The organism is Gramella sp. MAR_2010_147, assembly GCF_900105135.1.
GTDB lineage: Bacteria > Bacteroidota > Bacteroidia > Flavobacteriales > Flavobacteriaceae > Christiangramia.
Window position 1 is genome coordinate 874,135 of the sequence record NZ_LT629741.1, and the last position, 20,086, is coordinate 894,220.

At 35.8% G+C, this 20,086-nt stretch carries 20 protein-coding genes; 7 read left to right on the top strand and 13 right to left on the bottom strand.

Annotated features, from left to right (window positions below; translation table 11 throughout):
• Nucleotides 1-3 precede the first annotated feature (3 nt).
• The 3 genes from BLT95_RS03850 (at nucleotide 4) to BLT95_RS03860 (ending at nucleotide 2,017) form a co-directional block, all read left to right on the top strand.
• The gene (locus BLT95_RS03850; protein ID WP_089664819.1) at nucleotides 4-819 is read left to right on the top strand and encodes a sugar nucleotide-binding protein; all 816 of its coding nucleotides are present in this window, start codon (nucleotides 4-6) and stop codon (nucleotides 817-819) included.
• Nucleotides 820-905: 86 nt separating this feature from the next.
• On the top strand, nucleotides 906-1,196 hold the full coding sequence (locus BLT95_RS03855; RefSeq protein ID WP_089664820.1) for a 4a-hydroxytetrahydrobiopterin dehydratase: 291 nt from the start codon (nucleotides 906-908) through the stop codon (nucleotides 1,194-1,196).
• A gap of 92 nt (nucleotides 1,197-1,288) precedes the next feature.
• Nucleotides 1,289-2,017 (top strand): YebC/PmpR family DNA-binding transcriptional regulator, encoded by a 729-nt coding sequence (locus BLT95_RS03860; protein ID WP_089664821.1) that lies wholly within the window; start codon nucleotides 1,289-1,291, stop codon nucleotides 2,015-2,017.
• Here BLT95_RS03860 and BLT95_RS03865 read toward each other — a convergent pair whose 3' ends face one another.
• Both BLT95_RS03865 and BLT95_RS03870 read right to left on the bottom strand, forming a co-directional pair.
• Complete coding sequence (locus tag BLT95_RS03865) at nucleotides 2,018-2,557, bottom strand: 1-acyl-sn-glycerol-3-phosphate acyltransferase (RefSeq protein ID WP_089664822.1); 540 nt, start codon at nucleotides 2,555-2,557, stop codon at nucleotides 2,018-2,020.
• 8 nt (nucleotides 2,558-2,565) lie between these two features.
• Nucleotides 2,566-3,765 (bottom strand): proline dehydrogenase family protein, encoded by a 1,200-nt coding sequence (locus BLT95_RS03870; RefSeq protein ID WP_089664823.1) that lies wholly within the window; start codon nucleotides 3,763-3,765, stop codon nucleotides 2,566-2,568.
• Between the two features lie 88 nt (nucleotides 3,766-3,853).
• Between BLT95_RS03870 and aroB the strand changes: the two genes are divergently transcribed.
• Both aroB and BLT95_RS03880 read left to right on the top strand, forming a co-directional pair.
• Complete coding sequence (aroB, locus tag BLT95_RS03875; RefSeq protein ID WP_089664824.1) at nucleotides 3,854-4,924, top strand: 3-dehydroquinate synthase; 1,071 nt, start codon at nucleotides 3,854-3,856, stop codon at nucleotides 4,922-4,924.
• Between the two features lie 92 nt (nucleotides 4,925-5,016).
• The gene (locus tag BLT95_RS03880) at nucleotides 5,017-5,316 is read left to right on the top strand and encodes a hypothetical protein (protein ID WP_089664825.1); all 300 of its coding nucleotides are present in this window, start codon (nucleotides 5,017-5,019) and stop codon (nucleotides 5,314-5,316) included.
• Between the two features lie 157 nt (nucleotides 5,317-5,473).
• Here BLT95_RS03880 and BLT95_RS03885 read toward each other — a convergent pair whose 3' ends face one another.
• The 6 genes from BLT95_RS03885 to BLT95_RS03910 form a co-directional block, all read right to left on the bottom strand.
• Complete coding sequence (locus BLT95_RS03885) at nucleotides 5,474-6,022, bottom strand: type 1 glutamine amidotransferase domain-containing protein (RefSeq protein ID WP_089664826.1); 549 nt, start codon at nucleotides 6,020-6,022, stop codon at nucleotides 5,474-5,476.
• 98 nt (nucleotides 6,023-6,120) lie between these two features.
• Entirely contained in the window at nucleotides 6,121-7,131 is a 1,011-nt protein-coding gene (locus BLT95_RS03890) for a YihY/virulence factor BrkB family protein (RefSeq protein WP_089664827.1), read from the bottom strand.
• The gene (locus BLT95_RS03895) at nucleotides 7,131-7,649 is read right to left on the bottom strand and encodes a DinB family protein (protein ID WP_089664828.1); all 519 of its coding nucleotides are present in this window, start codon (nucleotides 7,647-7,649) and stop codon (nucleotides 7,131-7,133) included. The genes BLT95_RS03890 and BLT95_RS03895 overlap by 1 nt, the downstream gene beginning before the upstream one ends.
• A complete protein-coding gene (locus BLT95_RS03900; RefSeq protein WP_089664829.1) occupies nucleotides 7,650-10,223 on the bottom strand; it encodes a phosphoenolpyruvate carboxylase in 2,574 nt (857 codons plus the stop codon).
• 97 nt (nucleotides 10,224-10,320) lie between these two features.
• Nucleotides 10,321-10,800: a winged helix-turn-helix transcriptional regulator gene (locus BLT95_RS03905; protein ID WP_089664830.1), complete on the bottom strand. Its 480-nt coding sequence runs from the start codon at nucleotides 10,798-10,800 to the stop codon at nucleotides 10,321-10,323.
• Between the two features lie 74 nt (nucleotides 10,801-10,874).
• Nucleotides 10,875-12,041, bottom strand: a complete 1,167-nt coding sequence (locus BLT95_RS03910) for a M14 family zinc carboxypeptidase (protein ID WP_231896408.1) — start codon at nucleotides 12,039-12,041, stop codon at nucleotides 10,875-10,877.
• Between the two features lie 280 nt (nucleotides 12,042-12,321).
• Between BLT95_RS03910 and BLT95_RS03915 the strand changes: the two genes are divergently transcribed.
• Both BLT95_RS03915 and BLT95_RS03920 read left to right on the top strand, forming a co-directional pair.
• Nucleotides 12,322-12,741, top strand: a complete 420-nt coding sequence (locus BLT95_RS03915) for a helix-turn-helix transcriptional regulator (protein ID WP_089664832.1) — start codon at nucleotides 12,322-12,324, stop codon at nucleotides 12,739-12,741.
• A 31-nt stretch (nucleotides 12,742-12,772) separates the two neighbouring features.
• Complete coding sequence (locus BLT95_RS03920; protein WP_089664833.1) at nucleotides 12,773-13,150, top strand: DNA topoisomerase IV; 378 nt, start codon at nucleotides 12,773-12,775, stop codon at nucleotides 13,148-13,150.
• Here the strand turns inward: BLT95_RS03920 and mscL are convergent.
• The 5 genes from mscL to ychF form a co-directional block, all read right to left on the bottom strand.
• Nucleotides 13,147-13,593: a large conductance mechanosensitive channel protein MscL gene (mscL, locus tag BLT95_RS03925; RefSeq protein WP_089664834.1), complete on the bottom strand. Its 447-nt coding sequence runs from the start codon at nucleotides 13,591-13,593 to the stop codon at nucleotides 13,147-13,149. The genes BLT95_RS03920 and mscL overlap by 4 nt on opposite strands.
• Entirely contained in the window at nucleotides 13,593-16,238 is a 2,646-nt protein-coding gene (locus BLT95_RS03930; RefSeq protein WP_089664835.1) for a DNA gyrase/topoisomerase IV subunit A, read from the bottom strand. Before BLT95_RS03930 ends, mscL begins: the two co-directional genes overlap by 1 nt.
• The gene (locus BLT95_RS03935) at nucleotides 16,238-16,732 is read right to left on the bottom strand and encodes a hypothetical protein (protein WP_089664836.1); all 495 of its coding nucleotides are present in this window, start codon (nucleotides 16,730-16,732) and stop codon (nucleotides 16,238-16,240) included. Before BLT95_RS03935 ends, BLT95_RS03930 begins: the two co-directional genes overlap by 1 nt.
• A complete protein-coding gene (locus BLT95_RS03940; RefSeq protein ID WP_089664837.1) occupies nucleotides 16,729-18,591 on the bottom strand; it encodes a DNA topoisomerase IV subunit B in 1,863 nt (620 codons plus the stop codon). The genes BLT95_RS03935 and BLT95_RS03940 overlap by 4 nt, the downstream gene beginning before the upstream one ends.
• Before the next feature lie 204 nt (nucleotides 18,592-18,795).
• Nucleotides 18,796-19,890, bottom strand: a complete 1,095-nt coding sequence (ychF, locus tag BLT95_RS03945) for a redox-regulated ATPase YchF (RefSeq protein WP_089664838.1) — start codon at nucleotides 19,888-19,890, stop codon at nucleotides 18,796-18,798.
• Between the last annotated feature and the right edge of the window lie 196 nt (nucleotides 19,891-20,086).

Here is a 20,086-nt window from a genome sequence, read left to right on the forward strand (position 1 = left end):
TATTTGAAACGAATACTCATCTTAGGAGCTAGCGGGTTTATAGGCAACGCCTTATATAAAGAGCTATGCTCCTATTTTGATACCCACGGCACCTACTACACCCAAAATGATTTTTTTGAAGAAAATCACCAGTTTCATCATTTTGATATGGAGACTGAAAATATAGAAATTCTTCTTGAAAATCTACGTCCCGATGTAATTGTATCCTCCCTGAGAGGAAGTTTTGAATCGCAGATCTCCACACATTTCTCTATTGTAAATCATATCTTGAAATATAATAGCAAACTTATTTTTATAAGTTCAGCCAATGTATTCGATGCCTTTACAAATTTCCCTTCTTATGAATATGACAAAACCTTGAGTCAAAGTATTTATGGACGGTTTAAGATAAAGATTGAAAATGCACTATTGCGCTTGCCAAACCACAATTATAATATAATAAGGCTCCCTATGGTTTTTGGTAAATCATCACCCAGAGTAAAACAAATAAGGACCATTCTGGATTTAGGAGAGCCACTGGAGGTTTTTCCAAATGTGGTGATCAATGCTACCGAAATACTGAAGGTCACACAACAGATACATTATCTCATAAACAGGGATAGACAAGGAGTTTTTCACCTTGGTAGTACAGATCTAACTCATCAAAAAGATTTCATTGAAGATCTTTGCGCAGAATTAGGCTACGAAAACCCGCTTTTTAAGAATGTATATGATTCAAATTACGATAGGTTTTTAGCTGTGCTTCCAAAAGATAATAAGCTACCTGCTAATTTACAAATCACGGTACATCAGGTTATTGAAGCCTCCACTAAACTATAGCTGTTAATCTTATACTAAACCAAAGCTCAAGCATTTCTATTGTCGGCTTAATTTCTAACTTAGATAAAACCATAAAATTAAGAGTAATGGAAAAATTAAGCAAAGACGAGATTCATAATAGACTGGAAAAGTTTGAGGGCTGGACTTATGCTAAAAATGCTATTCATACATCATTTCAATTTGAAAATTTTAAAGAAGCATTTACGGTGATGACGCGCATTGCTTTTGAAGCTGAAGCTCAACAACATCACCCAAATTGGGGCAACGTCTATAATCAGCTTGAGATTTCATTATCTACGCACGATGCCGATGGCGTTACCGAAAAAGACTTTAAATTAGCGCGAGCCATTGAAGATATAATCGAAGCGACCAATTAAAGTAAATACAACCAGACTAAAGGCTTCTAAATTTCCCCGGAAAATTAGAAGCTTTTTTTATATTTTTGCCCGAATCTAATTTTATTCTAAGCATGGGAAGAGCATTTGAATTCCGTAAAGCACGTAAAATGAAACGTTGGTCTGCAATGTCCAAAGCATTTACCAGGATTGGTAAAGATATTGTAATGGCCGTAAAGGAAGGAGGACCAGATCCTGACACGAACGCAAAATTACGAGCCGTAATTCAAAATGCGAAAAGCGTTAACATGCCTAAAGACAATGTGGAACGCGCAATTAAACGTGCTTCTGATAAATCCCAGGGAGATTATAAAATTGTGCTTTTTGAAGGCTATGCACCACACGGGATCGCTGTTTTGGTGGAAACAGCTACAGACAATAACAATAGAACCGTTGCTAATATTCGCTCCCATTTCAATAAATCTGATGGGAATCTTGGTACTTCAGGTTCTGTAGAATTCATGTTTGACCATACATGTAATTTCAGAATTCATTCTGAAGGTTTAGATCCTGAAGAACTGGAATTAGAATTAATAGATTTTGGAGCAGAAGAAGTTTTTGAAGATGAAGATGGAATCCATATTTACGCACCATTTGAGTATTTCGGCTCTATTCAAAAAGAACTGGAAAACAGGGAGATAGAGATCGTTTCTTCAGGATTTGAAAGAATCCCTCAGGTAACAAAAAGCCTTAATGAAGAACAAACTGCCGATGTTGAAAAATTACTGGAGAAACTAGAGGAAGATGATGACGTACAAAACGTGTATCATACCATGGAGGCTTCAGAAGAAACCGGGGAGTAATTAAAAGTTTTCGGGGATTTTCCCAACCACACCATCATAATAATTTAAGATTTTAGTAAAATCTTTTTCTAAATCTCCGCTTGGCCAATACGGTTCGGAGATTTTTACTTTTTTAGTCTCATAATCAAATGAAACCCTGATTATTGGAACATCAGCTTTTTTAGCTAAATAGTAAAAACCGGTCTTCCACTTTTCGGTCTTCTTCCTGGTACCTTCGGGAGACATTGCCAGTCTAAAAATTTCCTTTTCCTCAAATATCCTGGCAATAGCGTCTACCTTTTTCTTCTTCCCTGCCCTGTCTATTGGAGAACCACCAACGGCACGAAAATACCAACCAAATGGTGAATCAAAAAGTTCTTTTTTACCAACAAAATTAATCTGGATACCCATAATCTTTCTAACTAGAATTCCGATTAAAAAATCATAGGAACTTGTATGAGGTGCAACAATAATTACACACTTCTTTATGGCCGGATCAAAACGATTTTCCAGTTCCCAACCAAGAATTTTAAAAAAGATAAGATTTGCAAGCCATCTCATAGCTCAACTTACTCTCTATGATGTTTTGTGGATTTGTCTCCTCTACGTCTCTTTTTTTCTTCTCTAAGTAGTGAAAGCTCCCTACCTGTTTGTCCCTTAACCGAAGTATTTTCCTGCGCTCGTCGTAATAAATAAGGAACAACATCTCTTACCGGCCCAAAAGGAACAAGTTTAACCGCATTGTAACCCTTTCTTCCAAGATTATAACTAATATGATCACTCATACCATATAACTGACTGAACCATATACGATCGTCATCTATAGATATACCTTTATCCTCCATGATCTGAAGTGCTAAATAACTGCTCACTTCATTATGAGTCCCAATAAAAACCGAAATATCCTCAAGATGATTTAAGCAGTATGAAAGTGTGCTGTTAAAGTTTACATCTGTTGCTTCTTTACTTTCACAAATTGGGGAATCATAACCAAGCTTTTTAGCACGGGCATTTTCTTTCTCCATATAAGCTCCACGAACAATTTTTGCTCCTATTTTAAAACCTGCCTGCTCAGCTCTTTCATGCAATCCCTTCAAATAATCTAACCTATCCCAGCGATAACATTGCAGCGTATTAAAAATAAGTACTTCATCTTTATTATACTTTTGCATCATCTCTTCCATGAGCTCATCTGCTGATGTTTGCATCCAGGTCTCTTCACCATCGGCATATAAACGAACACCTAGCTCATGAGCGCGCTTACATAATGTGTTAACTCTATTTTTAACCCTCTCCCATTCCTCTTTTTCATCTTCAGAAAGGCTGATTTTCTCACTAACTTTTTCCCAAATTTCAAACCTTCCAATCCCGGTAGGTTTAAACATTGCAAAAGATACTTCATCGCTATCTTTAGCGTACTCAATAAGACTTAGCTTTTTCTCCATGGCAGAATCAAATTCCTCCTCATTCTTTTTGCCTTCTACGGAGTAATCTAAAATACAATGAAGATTTTCATCATACATTTCCTTGATCACAGGTTTACAATCATCTTCTGTCACACCACCACAAAACTGTTCAAAGATTGTTTTCTTTATTAATGTTTCAACGGGTAGATGAAGTTTCAGGGATAATTTTGTTAACGAACTACCTGCTTTAACCAAAGAAGAATAATTCATCATACTGAATAGGAAAATAGCTCTATCCAATTCAGCATTAGACTTTAATTTAAAAGCCGATTTAGTATTATTGAAAATCTTTTTATTTATCATTTTGAGCTGTTAATCGCGCAAATATAATTATTGAAGTTGAGTTAATTCATAATTTCTATTTAATTTCGACAGCATAAATCTTAATGAAATGAACGATTTACCAACATCATTAGATTCTGTATTTTATGGACAAGATGGATACTCCAGGCTCAATGATCTTCTAGAGGAAGAAAAGCCTTCAAAAGTGTTCATACTTGTAGATGGCAACACGCATGAACTTTGCCTTTCCAGATTTCTTCAGAAGATTAAAGTCGAGTTTCAAACTGAGGTTATAGAGATAGAAGCGGGAGAAGAATTTAAACACCTTCAAACCTGTGAAGGCGTTTGGAATGCTTTGTCAGAATTAGAAGCAGACAGGAAAAGTCTTCTTATTAATCTGGGTGGAGGCGTAGTTACAGATCTAGGCGGATTTGTTGCTTCTACGTTTAAACGTGGAATTAAATTCATCAATATTCCTACTACCCTTCTTTCTATGGTAGATGCATCGGTTGGAGGTAAAACAGGAGTGGACCTTGGAAATTTAAAGAACCAGATTGGAGTGATCAATCAACCGGAATTGGTGCTTATTGACTCAACTTACCTGGAGACTTTATCTGCTCTGGAAATGAGAAGTGGTCTTGCTGAAATTCTAAAGCATGGATTAATTGCTGATGAAATGTATTGGGAAAAGGTTTCCAGACTTTCAGAGCTGAACTTATCAGATTTAGATGATATTATCAAGGAGTCTGTTGAGATTAAAGGAGCCATTGTTGAAAAAGATCCTTTTGAACAGAATATTCGAAAAACATTAAACTACGGTCACACCCTGGGGCATGCTATTGAATCTTATTGCCTGACTCATTCCCAAAAAAAGAAACTTTTACATGGCGAGGCTATTGCAGCCGGTATGATCCTGGAAACTTATTTGTCGGTTAAATTACAAGGTTTTCCTGAAAATAAATTGCAACAGGTCACTGAAATTATAAAGAGTATGTATGGTACTGAAAGCTTTTTAGAAGATGACATTAAAGAGATAAAGGAACTCATGAAATTTGATAAAAAAAATGAACACGGAAATATCAACTTTGTGTTGCTTGAAGATATAGGAAAGCCGGTTTATGATATTACCGTATCAGATGATCTTATAAAAAAGGCATTTGATTTCTACTCAACAATTTGAATTTTAACTGATTAAAAAAAATAAGATATATTCTACCCAAGTATTGTATCTGATTTATTTTTTTATTTATACTTGCATAAACCAATGAAACTATGAAACGGATAATCGTAGATTACAAAAAGCTAACTCCAGAAATTTTAAGCCTGCTTGTAGAGAAGTATCCAGATGGCTATGACGATGATCACGTCATTTCTTTCAAAAATGCGAAAAACGAAACAGTTGATGCTGTCGAGGTACGTACTGAGGATACTGTGTATCTAGTAAAAGTAAGTACCCGTCTGGAAAATACAATGGCAAATTTTGACGAAGAAGACTACGATGATTCTGAGTACAACGATCCAATTGTTGATATTCCAGAAAAAGAAGATGAAGAAGAAGATGGTGATAAGTAAATTTCTATGCAGTAGCTTCAAAAAGCATTATTGTGAAATTTATTTTTCCCACTTTAAAAATTATCAGTAAAATAAGAGGTTGATATATTAAGACCATGAGAATAAAAAAAAGGAACGTAATTAACGTTCCTTTTTTATTCAAATTTTTCAAAATGTCTTAAGCGTGCTGCAGGTCATGCTTTCCTTCCTTTATTTCTTCAATAACCTTAGCATTAAATGCAGGAAGATCATCGGGATTTCTACTGGTAACCAAAGCTTCATCAACCACAACTTCTTTATCTACCCAAAGTGCCCCGGCATTCTCCAGGTCTTTTTTTATAGAGTTAAAAGACGTCATAGTTCTTCCTTCTACAACATCGGCACTAATCAATGTCCAGGAAGCATGGCAAATAGCTCCTACAGGTTTGCTTTGCTTAAAAAAGTCTCTAACAAAAATTAATGCGCTTTCTTCCCTTCTTAGTTTATCTGGATTAATAACTCCTCCTGGTAGTACTAATGCGTTATAATCTTTTGCTGAAACTTCATCCAGGGTCTTGTTCACTTCATATTCCTTACCCCAGTTATCTTTGTCCCAGGATTTAATTTTTCCTTTTTCCAGACTTACTATCTCTACTTTAAATCCTTCCTTCTCCATCGCTTCTTTTGGAGATGCCAGCTCACTTTCTTCAAATCCGTGAGTAGCCAAAATTGCAATCTTCTTTTCCATAATAAAGTCTTTTTTTAGTTTATTCGAAGATAAAAATTGGTTTAGGGAAAGTATATTAAGGCTCTACTAAAAACAAGGTGCTTTAAGTTAAAGCTTTATTAAGTATTGGAAGAATCACTTTCTTTAGTTTTTTTCTCCTCAAGATCCAGGTATGATTTCAAACGATCTACAATATATTTTTCTTCTTTTAACTGAACACGCTTTTGCTCCAGTTTTTTCATTTCCTGATAAATTGCCGGTTCTCCAAAACGATTTGGCTCCACCTTTTCTTTTTTAATTAATGCGTATTGAACAGTAAATTCCGCACCAAAAAAGAGAATTAAACAGGTATAATACACCCATAATAAAACTAAAACAACTGACGATGCACCGCCATAAACAGAAGCGGGTTCACTCTGACCAAAATAAAAGCTAATTAAAAATTCTCCAATTAAAAACAATATTGCAGTAAGAGCCGCTCCGGTATACGTGGTTCGCAATCTAATCCTGATATCTGGAAGCAATTTAAAGATCATCGCAAATAGCGTTGTGATAAAAAAGAAGGAGAGAATAAAATTTGAAACTATTACCGCTAATTCAGTAACATTAGGAAAGACCTGCCCCGCTTGATCTGCAAGTACATTCATAAGGGTTGAAATAACGAGCGTCACCAAAAGAAGTAATCCAATTACGAAGATCATCCCTAATGAGATCATACGATCTAATACCATCTTAAAGAAGTTTGTTTTTCTAGCAGCAACATTCCAAATATTGTTCATCGCCACTTTAAGCTGAAAAAAAACTCCGGTAGCACCAAAGATCAACATTGCAAAACCAAATATAATGGCCAGAATAGAATCCTGAGATAGTGCAGCACTCTCGATCATATTCTCAATTGCATTAGCGGCATCTAAACCAATAAAATCACCTATTTGCCTGGTAATCCTTCCCTGTACAGCTTCTCTTCCATAGAAGTAACCAGCAATACTTACCACTATAATTAATAATGATGGTAAAGAAAATAACGCATAATACGCAATAGTAGCACTACGTGCATAGGGTTCGTTCTTATCCCAGCTTATGTATGTGTTTTTTAAAAGCTTTAGGAATATTTTGAGTGAGTTAAACATCAAAGATATTTATTGCTAATAATTTCCTTGTGATGTAATGCATGCCCGGCCATAATAAAACCAATGGCCCGGGGCGTAGCATTCATATCATTCATATTACCGTTAAGTTTAAGTTTCTGCTCCGTAAGATTTTTAAACAAAAAGATACCTGAATCCCTTACAGAGTTAAACTCTTCAATAAGATCTGAAGGTTTACGTATTTCAGCATCAGAATTTAGCACATACACATCATGATCAAAGCCCGGTAAAGCTGCATTTTCATTCCTCGCAAAACAAAGGGCTCTATATTGAAAAATTCTCTCGGTATCAATAATATGCTGAACCATTTCAAGAATACTCCATTTTTCAGGAGCATAGCGATGAGCCCATTTATCCTCTGGGATAGACTCCAGAAAATCACTAAACTCTTTTGTATTATTCCTTAAGGTTTGAATTAGTTCGGCATCACCAGGAATTCTATTAATATAACCCCAATAAAAATCACCAATCTCACCCTTTGTTAAATCTGATTTAATCATTTAAGCTGAATTTCTACTTGCATTAATATTTCCATAAAGTGAACGAGTTACCATTTTCTCGAAGGTTTCCAGTTTCTCGCCGGTCTTATCGGGATCTTTACTTAATTCCTGTACCATTCTTAATGCATGTTGTTGAATGGTAAGCAACGGCAATACAATTCTTTCACGAGCCTGGATAGAAGCCCTTCCTGCCGGCTGATTTTGCATTAGAACATTGTACCCGGTTACCTTTAGCAACATTTTCTTCGTTCTTTCAAACTCTTCATGAATTAGTTTCCAGAACTCTCCAAACTCTTCATCATTTTGCATGTACGCCGTTAAAGGAAAGAATGACTTAGTAAGACTCATCATACTATTTTCCAGTAATGTCTTGAAAAATTCTGAATTCTCATAAAGTTGTTTCACCTTATCAAAATTACCATCCTGCTCTAGTTTTTCCATAGCAGTTCCAACACCAAAAAAACCAGGGACATTTTGTTTCAATTGGCTCCAACTTCCTACAAACGGAATCGCCCTAAGATCTGAAAGATTCAGTTCAGCCGATTTGTTACGTTTTGATGGTCTACTACCAATATTTGTTTTGGCATAATATTTTAAGGTACTCATCTTTTCAAGGTAAGGTATAAACCTTGGATGTTTCTTGAAGTTAGTATATGTCTTATAACTTATTTCTGCTAACTCCGTCATGGTCTGCCTATCCTCGTCTTTTAAAGCATTTTTACCATTACTGAAAATCTCATTAGAAACTCCTGAACTTAGCAATTGCTCAAGATTATAAGTACAGGAATCTTTAGTTCCGAAATTAGAACTGATCGTTTGCCCCTGAACGGTAAGATGAATTTCTTCGTTTTCTATGGTTGGGCCTAGTGAAGCATAAAATTGATGTGTTTTACCACCTCCTCTTGCTGGTGGTCCTCCTCTACCATCAAAAAATACTACTTTAATTCCATATTCCCTGGAAACTTTAGTCAAAGATTCTTTTGCCTTATAAATGCTCCAGTTTGCCATTAAATATCCGCCATCTTTGGTTCCGTCGCTAAAACCTAACATGATCGTTTGCTTATTCCCTCTTCTTTCTAAATGTTCTTTATATACCGGGTTTGTATAAAGCTGTTCCATTACATTGTGGGCATCCTGAAGATCTGGAACCGTTTCAAATAAAGGTATAACATCTACACTTGGTTTTTCCCAACCAGTCATTCTTAAAAATGCAAATGGCTGAAGTACTCCCTGTACACTTCCGCAATTACTAATTATATAGCGATTTGCTCCCATCTCTCCACTCTTCTTCTGAATTTCCTGCATTGCATATATAGAAGAGATCGTAGCTTTTGTCATTCCTTCTTCCATCTCTTCAGGATCGAGTTTACCCTGTACATTGCTCAATAGTTCAATTTGTTTAGCATCATCCAGATCATTATAATCAGCTGGAATTAATTCTGGCTGAAGCTTACTTAAATCTTCCAATACTTCCTGATGTATACTTGAATCCTGACGGATATCTAAAGTAGCAAAATGATAGCCAAACAAATGTAATTTATTTAGCATATCATCTACATCATCAATAAACAGGGATTGATGTTGCTTTTTAAGAATGTCTTTGATCTTGAGCAGTTTAGACTTAAAGTCTTCAAGTGAAATTTTAATATTCCCCGATTTAGAAATGGCAGAGTCATAGAGGCTTCTTTCTATTTCAGTCATTAACTCATGTACCTCTCTAAAAGTTAACTTCCTTTTCAATTTTCGAATATCCCTGTAATAATTAAGAAGTATGGTTCTTCTTAATCTTTTTGCTACTCTCAGGGTAATATCTGTAGTTACAAAAGGATTTCCGTCACGATCACCCCCGGGCCAGAAACCTAAATTCACCACTTGATTGCCAATGTCTTCACCGTCAAATATATTCTGCTGAATGTAATTATGGATCTTACTGGCACTTTGATAGAATACATTCTCGAAATACCAAATAAGATTTACAGCCTCATCGTAGGGCGTAGGCTTTTCCTTCTTAAAGAACGGGGTTTTACCCAATTGAGCCAGTAATTGCTTGATCTTAACAAGATCATTCTTTTGAATTGCCTTATCCAAATCTGTAATAATACCTAATACCGTACCAGGATAGAACTGGGTGGGATGTGCAGTAAGTGTTGGCCTTACATTAAATCTTTTTAAGTATTCTTTTAATTCTTCTGTTTTTTGCTTCGCTTCAGCCTCTTCTTTTACACTTCTAAGAGTTCCGCGGCCATCCATATTATTCACTATAGAGAACGAAGCATCTTCAATGGCATCAAAAAGTACTACCTGTCTTTCTATATATTGAATAAATCTAAAAAGGAGATCTACCTTTTCTTCCTCTGTAGGGTTCTCTCCGTATTTATTAAAAAATCTATCTACAATTTGTGAAGGATTTTGGTTATTCTCAAAGCCTGTTTCACATACTTCCTGAAACAAAGGCAGGAGTGCTCCCGTCTGTCTAATATCATCATACGGCAGGGTTAAGAATATACTGTTATAAACCTGGTATTTTGCAAGCACGTTATCATTAAATCTATCTAATCTTGGTTCTCTGTGCATAATTAATTTTTAGGATGGTAAATTATTCAAATGTTTAATAAAAAAAGCCCCTTAAACACAGCAGTCTAAAGGGCTTTGAAAATAAGTTTAGAACTGCTTACATGTCTTTAAAAATAGAGTGCATCAGTCGTTTTTTATCATTAATACTCTCTTCTAGAGAAATCATTGTTTCCGTTCTATACACCCCTTCGATATCATCAAGTAAGAAGATAATATCCTTGGCGTGTTGTGTGTTTTTTGCGCGAATTTTACAAAAAACGTTGAACTTACCAGTAGTAACGTGAGCTACAGTCACAAAAGGAATCTCATTTATCCTTTCAAGAACAAATTTAGTTTGAGAAGTATTTTTAAGAAATACACCTACATATGCAATAAAGGCATATCCAAGCTTTTTATAATCTAAGGTTAAAGAGGAACCAATAATAATTCCTGCTTCTTCCATCTTCTTCACTCTCACATGTACCGTTCCGGCAGAAATAAGTAGTTTTTTGGCAATATCTGTAAATGGTGTCCTTGTATTCTCAATAAGCATATCAAGAATCTGGTGGTCTGTTTCGTCTAATTTAAACTTGGCCATTTTTAAAGTTCTATTTTTTAATGAACTTCAAAATTAATACAAAATCGTTGAATTATTGACAATTAATTGGATAATTATCCGTATTTAACCTCCAATTCTGCACTATTTAAGATAATTTTATTAACTATAACGTTTTCGGTAATTTCTGAATTATCCGGAAACTCCAGGACATTTTCCTCTGCATCAATCTCCCTGTGCCCAAAATTGGAAATTTTTGGAGCTATTCTCTCAATAACCGGTACGAATTCAATCTTATTTTTATTTAAAGTTTCTTTAAACTGAATACTCACATCCTTTAGCTTTCCATTAATTTTTGCATTCCGGATAATCACATCATTAAATAATTTCTGATTTTCAGGAATTTTAAAATACTCTTCATATTCCAAATCTCTCGAATTATTTTGAGCAATTTGATAAATACAAGAGAGTAAAGCCCGGTAAACATGCTTTCTTGTGACTTCCCGATCATAATCACCCGGAGTGTGACCCGCCTCAAAAAGGATGGTTGGAGTAGATAAATTTTGAAAGGTGTCTCCCGCACAATTAATATTGAATGCATCGTCATACCTTCCTATAGACTCGGGCAAATAAGCATAGAGATCTTTAGCCATTCCAGCTATCAGGCTCATACTTTGCCTTCTCGAATAATCAATACTCCTCTCTTTATCTTTTGACGGCGTAAGAAATGATAAGATAGCCGATTCAGCTTTCTTCCCAGCGCTAAAAATGGTACGTTGATCGTGAAGATTTAAACAGAAATCAGGTTGAAAATCCTCATAAATACCCTTCAGCAACCTGCTTTCCGGCTGACTAAGATCCTGTAGATCACGATTGAGATCTACAGAGTTTGCATTTACGCGTGTATAAGCCTGGGCTCCATCGGGATTAAGAACTGGGATTACATATATGGTACAGGCACTTAGGATACCTGAAATTACTTTTTCTTCAGAATTCAATTTGAAAGAATTCAGAAGATCAAAAACAGCTTTGGTGGTAGTAGACTCATTGCCGTGCATCTGAGACCAAATAAGAACTTTCAATTTACCGGTTCCAATTCTAAATTTATAGACAGGTCTATTCTCAACAGATTTCCCCAATTCTTCAACTTCAAAATCATTTTTAAATAGATCCCTGACAATCTCAAGACTGGAATTGGTGACATACCTACCTGTAACTTCTTTAAATTTTATCTGATTATAAGAGTCATCCTCAAAGAGATCTCTCAGCTCTAAGTTCTTCATGTTTACAAAACTAAACAATGTATATTTTACAATTGTAAACATGAAAATAATAGCATATTGTATACAACTGTAAACTGTACTTTAGTCTTGGTGAATACTCCCTTTGGAAAATATCCAATAAATTTATTTTGAATATTTAAAAGTTTGTTTTTTAGACTATTAATACATTTTATTTGATCTAATTATTGAATCGAATTGTTAATGTTTACATATGTAATTATATTGTTTCAATATAATTATTTACATTTGTAACCATCTGATTCCACCTATAAATGTTACAATGGTAAACACTGAAAAATTTGCTTCAAGGCTCAATAAAATTCTGGAATATCATGATATTTCAGCGGCATCCTTTGCTGATAAAATTGAAGTTGGACGCTCCTCTATTTCCCATATTCTATCGGGCAGAAATAAACCGAGTCTTGATTTTGTAATGAAAGTTGTAAAGAATTTTCCCGAGGTAGAATTGTATTGGTTGTTAAATGGTAAAGGAAATTTTCCTTCTACTTCAGAATCCCAAGGCCAAACTGGGACTGATAATAAAAAAGTTCAGGGTCCAGCACGATCACTTGAAAAAAAGAATTTACATCAGTATGAAAACGAAAATCCGGTTTCTCTTACTCCCGGAAGTTCCGGAAAAACGATTCAGAAAATAGTTATTTTTTATACTGATGGTAGTTTTGAGGCTTTTGAAAATTGATTATCCGGTTTAAATTGAATTAATTTGCGGTATGAAAAGATTCTTACCGCTATTGGCTATTCTCCTATTCAATTCCTGTTTCAATGCTCAGAGAAACTGTGAGGATTTTAAAACCGGTACTTTTCAATTTGAAACCTACATAAATGGTGAATTACAATCTTCCAGGTTTATTAGGAATGATAGTATCGAAATTGAGGAATACCAGGGTAAGACAGATACTTCCTCGGTTAGATGGATCAATGATTGTGAATACATACTAAAAAACACGAATCCGCAGGGAATGGCAGAAGAAAAGCCAATTCATATTAAAATACTTACCACAACCAGAAATGGGTACAAATTTGAATATGGCCAGGTAGGAGATCCTAAAAAAGCCAGAGGAGAAGTAAGAAAAATTGACGAAGACTAATTTTGTCTTTCACGTAGCAGCTTATTCTGCTCCTCCATTTTATCGTTCAAACTGGAAAGTAATTCTATATCCTTAGGAGTGACAACCTGAGTGTTTTTTGGGTCCTGAGCCTTATTTCTAAATCGATTCATGAATTTTATTACCAGAAAAACAACAAATCCAATTACCAGGAAATCTATAAGGGTCTCAATTAATAAACCATAACCAATAGAAACTTCTTCTATATAATTTTCCCCACCTTCAACACCAAAGCCTTCTCGAAGAACGATCTTTCTATTTTCATAACTAACCCCGTCGGTAAGCATACTTAAGGGCGGCATAATGATCTCCTTTACCAGGACATCAACAACTTTATTGAATGCAGTACCAATAATGATACCCACCGCCATATCTATCATGTTGCCTTTTACAGCAAATTCTTTGAACTCTTTAAATAATCCCATTATTCATCAAATAAAGAGGGTTGATCATCTGGATTTGATTTTTTATCAGGAGTTTTAATCTTTCCGGCTTTAATAGATTCCCCGGTGATCTCTTCTTCTGAGTCTTCATTATTGTTGTCTTCATTTGATTCTGAAACCTCTTTCACAAAAGGCATAGGATCCAGAAGGTTTATTTCATTCACTTTTTCTGAAGTAAGCTGGTTTCCCAGTGCTTTTATACCTTTAATCGCTATAAATTCTTCAATATTAACCTTTTCATTCTCCCGTCGTTCTTTTCCTTTTGGCTTGGTATATACTATTTCAGCCATTGGATAGTAATCGGTAGAAACCAGCTCAAGAAATGAATCTTCATGGTCTGAAATAAATTTCTCTTCTTTATCTGGATGCTCTATAAGAAAACGTTTTACATAAAAACGTTCCTTTTCAGCCTCCCAGTAAATTGCCGAAACAGGTTTATCTTTTATCCATTTCTCCAAAACGATGATCTCATTATCAAATCTTGTAGTGAGTTCCGGTTTAATGGTTTTCGCCACTCCATCCTGGGTTACAATAAGCAGGCGGTCCTCTCCTCTAAATTCACCCAGCAATTCACCACGTTCATCCACATTCAGTCTTTTTACGGTATCATCAAACCATATTCTGCGTGGTTTCAGGGTAGAAACGCCTTCTTCTTTGAGTTCAATCCTTTTTACGGAATATTTAGTAACCAAATTTCCTTTTACATTTCGGCCTTTAATAAGAATTTCAGCAAAATCCAGATCAAATTTCACCTTTCGAATGCTTCCTACCTGGCGTAAAAGTACCGTGATTACTTCTGCCTCTCCATTGGGGTTTGCAGAGAAATAAAGTACTTTGGAGTCTTTCTTACCCTGACTCAGGTCATATTCACGATCCCTGGTTACTGAAGTCACCGCAAAACGCTTCACATACGTATTACCAGCTTTTCCATCTCGGTAGATCATATTATAAGTGGTGCGTTTATCCTTCTTCTTAAAAATCGCAACATGAATAATATCTTTACCAATAAAGGTTTTAGAGTCTACTTTTGTTACCATCATCTTACCATCTGCAGTAAAACAGATCACATCATCAATATCTGAACATTCGGTAACGTACTCATCTTTCTTAAGCGATGTACCTACAAAACCTTCTGCCCTATTCACATAAAGCTTGGTATTTCTTATAACAACCTTTGTGGCTTCAATATCTTCAAAAAGTCTAAGGTCAGTTTTTCTTTCTTTTCCTGTGCCATAATCCTTCTTCAGTTTTTTGAAATAATCAACAGCAAAATCCACAAGATTATCTAAGTGATGTTTTACAGTGCCAATTTCGCCTTCCAGAGCATCGATCTTTTGTTGTGCTTTATCAATATCGAATTTTGAAATTCTCTTGATCCTAATTTCGGTCAGCCTAACGATATCTTCTTCGGTTACGGCTCTTTTTAAATGTTTAGTATGCGGTTTTAACCCTCTATCTATCGCCTGGATCACTCCTTCCCACGTTTCCTCTTCTTCAATATCCCGATAAATACGGTTTTCAATAAAGATTCTTTCTAAAGAAGCAAAATGCCATTGTTCTTCCAGCTCCTCGAGCTTTATCTCCAATTCCCGTTTTAACAGGTGTAATGTATGATCTGTAGATCTTCGTAAAACATCAGAAACTCCTAAAAATACTGGTTTGTGATCTATAATTACACAACCAAGCGGTGCTAAAGAGTTTTCGCATTGCGTAAATGCATAAAGAGCATCGATCGTTTTATCTGGAGATAAGTTATTTGGTAAATGAATTAGGATCTCTACTTCTGCTGCTGTATTATCTTCGATCTTTTTGATCTTGATCTTCCCTTTATCATTGGCCTTGAGAATGGAGTCAATTAAACTGGACGTATTGGTACCGTAAGGAATTTCATTGATCACCAGCGTGTTTTTATCCAGCTGATTGATCTTTGCCCTAATTCGAACTCTCCCGCCTCGTTTTCCATCATTGTAATTAGAAATATCTGCAATCCCACCAGTTGGAAAATCAGGATAAATAGTGAACTTTTTTCCGCGTAAATGATTTATGGAGGCATCAATTAGTTCGTTAAAATTATGTGGTAAAAACCTTGTACTTAATCCTACCGCAATCCCTTCAGCTCCCTGTGCAAGCAACATTGGAAATTTCACCGGAAGATTCACCGGTTCCTGCTTTCTACCGTCATAAGATAGTTGCCATTCAGTCAGTTTCGGACTAAAAAGAACTTCCAGCGCAAATTTTGAAAGCCTGGCCTCGATATAACGAGGAGCGGCAGCGCGATCACCAGTAAGGATATTTCCCCAGTTTCCCTGTGTATCTATTAATATATCTTTTTGCCCAATTTGAACCATTGCATCCCCAATACTCGCATCCCCATGCGGGTGATACTGCATGGTGTGCCCAACAATATTGGCAACCTTATTATAACGGCCATCATCAAGATCTTTCATAGAATGCATGATTCTACGCTGTACGGGTTTAAAACCGTCTTCAATTGCAGGTACTGCCCGTTCCAGGATCACGTATGAAGCATAATCCAGGAACCAGTCTTTGTACATGCCGGTTACTTTTATAAGTTCTTCTTTACTCTCAAACTGCTCCTCCTGAGCTCCTTCTTGATTTTCTTCCATTAGGCAGTAGGTTTAGGAACGGTTGCTAATACTTTGTTTAAAGAATCTACCATTCCCCTTTTCTTTTTTTGGGTTAAAAATGTGGTGTTAAATGTATATTTTCTATAGCCTTTTTTTCTTCTGGAGTTGATATAAATGGTCAAAGCCGAATAAATACCGAAATCTATAAATTTGAACTTTCCCAATTTACGTTTTGGAAATTCCGCTCTCTTTATCCGGTATTCCATAAATTTTGAAAGAAAGACTCCGTTATTCTTGAAATTCAGGGTTTCACCATCACTATCAAAGTCAAAGGTCTGACCAATTCTGTGCACATAAAGTCCAAGTAAAAGAGTCACGATGTTCGGGATAAAATGACTAAAACTAATTTCCTGTTCAGTATCTGAAGATGCCATGATCTCAATATTCACAAAGATGTTAGTGACAAATACCGCAACTAGTACGATATAAATTGACGGAATTATTCTGACCTCGGTTTTATTGGTAAATCTCATATTCCAAGCTCTTCAACAAGGTCTAGTTCAACTTTCAGGTTATCGATAATAAATTCCTGGCGATCTGGGGTATTTTTACCCATATAGAAACTGAGCATTTCTTCGATAGACTTGTCTTTGTCTAACATTACCGGATCAAGCCGAATATCTTCTCCTATAAAATGAACAAATTCATCAGGCGAAATTTCACCCAAACCTTTAAATCGCGTGATCTCAGGTTTTCCGGAAAGCTTCTCCATGGCCTGTTTACGTTCCATTTCACTGTAACAATAGATCGTTTCTTTCTTGTTACGAACTCTAAACAAAGGAGTTTGAAGAATATATAAATGATTTTCCTTGATCAGTTCAGGGAAGAACTGGAGGAAAAAAGTGATCAATAGTAACCGAATATGCATTCCATCTACATCAGCATCAGTAGCGATCACGATATTATGATATCTAAGGTCTTCTAAAGAATCTTCAATATTTAATGCCGCCTGAAGAAGATTGAATTCTTCATTTTCATATACGATCTTTTTAGAAAGTCCGTAACTATTTAAAGGTTTTCCTTTTAAACTAAAAACTGCCTGGGTAACCACATCACGGCTTTTGGTTATAGATCCACTTGCAGAATCACCCTCGGTTATGAATAAAGTAGTTTCTAAACAACGTTCATGTTTACTATCTCCCAGGTGAACCCTGCAATCTCTTAATTTCTTATTATGAAGACTGGCTTTTTTAGCCCTGTCCTTGGCTAGTTTTCTAATTCCGGAAAGGTCTTTACGTTCTCTTTCTGCCTGAAGGATCTTCCGCTGAAGACTTTCAGCAGTTTCAGGATTCTTATGCAGGTAATTATCAAGGTTCCTTTTTACGAAATCATTAATATAAGTTCTTACAGTAGGCAGTTTTCCTCCCATATCTGTAGAACCCAGTTTGGTTTTCGTCTGACTTTCGAAAACCGGTTCCATTACTTTAATACTTATAGCTGAAACGATAGATTTCCTGATATCACTGGCTTCATAATTCTTTCCGTAATATTCGCGCACTGTTTTTACTACAGCTTCTCGAAAAGCAGCCAGATGCGTACCTCCCTGTGAAGTATTTTGCCCGTTTACGAATGAGTGATATTCCTCGCTATATTGAGATTTACTGTGGGTAATAGCTACTTCTATATCTTCACCCTTTAAATGAAGAATTGGATATAACATATCATCTTCATGAATGCTGTCCCCCAGTAGATCTTTTAAGCCGTTTTCAGAATAGAATTTTTCTCCGTTAAAAACTATGGTCAATCCCGGGTTGAGATAGACATAGTTCTTAAGCATTTTTTCTATATATTCATTTCGGTATTTATAGTTCTTGAAAATAACCTCATCGGGAATAAAAGTGATCTTGGTTCCTCTTCTGCGGGAAGTTTCATCAAGATGTTCTTCATCTTTTAATTCGCCCTGCTCAAATTCAGCAGCGTGACTTTTTGCATCCCTGGAAGATTCCACGCGAAAATAAGAAGAAAGCGCATTTACTGCTTTCGTACCAACACCGTTAAGACCTACCGATTTTTTAAAGGCACGGGTATCATACTTACCACCCGTGTTCATCTTAGAAACTACATCTACAACTTTCCCAAGCGGAATCCCCCTACCAAAATCCCGAACGATGACCCGTTGATTCTGCACAGAAATCTCAATAGTCTTTCCGGCGCCCATCACGAACTCATCAATACTATTATCGATAACTTCTTTTAAAAGAATATAGATACCGTCATCCTGACTGGATCCATCTCCCAGTTTCCCGATATACATTCCGGGACGCATACGAATATGTTCTTTCCAGTCTAACGACCGGATATTATCTTCGGTATATTTAGTATTCTCGCTCATAGGTAGTAATGGAGTTATGGCCTAAATATAATGTAATAGCTAAAAAACTGAAATAGTTCAACGCTAAAGTAATTAACAAAGATTTCGGAAGAAATGTTAATTAGATTTGAGGAGTGAGATTTTAAAATCTAGATGGAATAATAATTATATGTACTAATCCTCCGGTTTCTATAGAGCCTCCTAAAATGGTATTCCAATCTCTATTTAAACATTAAAACGGAAATGCATTACATCGCCATCTTTCACGATATATTCTTTCCCTTCTACGCGCATTTTACCTGCTTCCTTTACCTTGGCTTCACTTCCTAAACTCACATAATCATCATAACCAATTACCTCAGCACGAATAAAGCCTTTCTCAAAATCGGTATGTATCACTCCGGCAGCCTGTGGTGCCGAAGAGCCAATTGGTATAGTCCAGGCTCTCACCTCTTTTACACCTGCAGTAAAATATGTTTGAAGGTTTAGCAATTCATAAGCACCTCGAATGAGTTTTGCAGAACCCGGTTCTTCTAAACCAATATCCTGAAGAAACATTTGTCTTTCTTCAAAATCATCCAGTTCGGTAATGTCTGCTTCAGTTCCCACTGCAAGCACTAAAACCTCGGCATTTTCATCTTTAACAGCTTCTTTCACCTTTTCCACATGGGCATTGCCATTTACTGCGGCGTCTTCATCTACATTGCAAACGTACATAACAGGCTTATCTGTAATGAACTGTAAAGGTGCGATAAACTCTTTTCTTTCTTCTTCATTGAGATCTATAGCTCTTACAGATTTCCCTGCTTCAAGCCCTGCTTTTACCTTTAATAAAGCTGCTTCTTCCTTCTGTGCCTCTTTATTACCAGTCTTGGCGGCTCTTTTAACTTTTTCCAGTTTCTTTTCAGCTGTTTCAAGATCTTTAAGCTGAAGTTCCATATCGATAGTTTCCTTGTCTCTTATAGGGTTGATAGAGCCATCAACATGTACAATATTATCATCCTCAAAACATCTTAGTACATGCAGGATCGCATCTGTTTCTCTTATATTACCTAGAAACTGATTCCCTAAACCTTCTCCTTTGCTTGCACCTTTTACGAGTCCCGCAATATCTACGATCTCAACGGTTGCAGGAATTACCTTTTCAGGATTTACCAGTTCTTCCAGCTTTAATAATCTTTGATCTGGAACATTCACAACACCAACATTAGGCTCTATAGTACAAAAAGGAAAATTTGCACTTTGAGCTTTGGCATTACTCAAACAATTAAAAAGTGTCGATTTTCCAACGTTAGGTAGTCCTACAATTCCAGCTTTCATATAAAATAGTTTAGATGCTTTTGTTTTTGCGGCTGCAAAGATAGGTATTATCTAAGAGTATTTCATAAATACTTACTGGCTTTAATCCTAAGATTTTTATTAAAACTTTAGATAAGCTTTTAGTGGCAGTTGAAAATAAAAAAGGTTTAATTCTTACATAAGAAACAATAATAAAACCTAAATATCAATTCGTTAA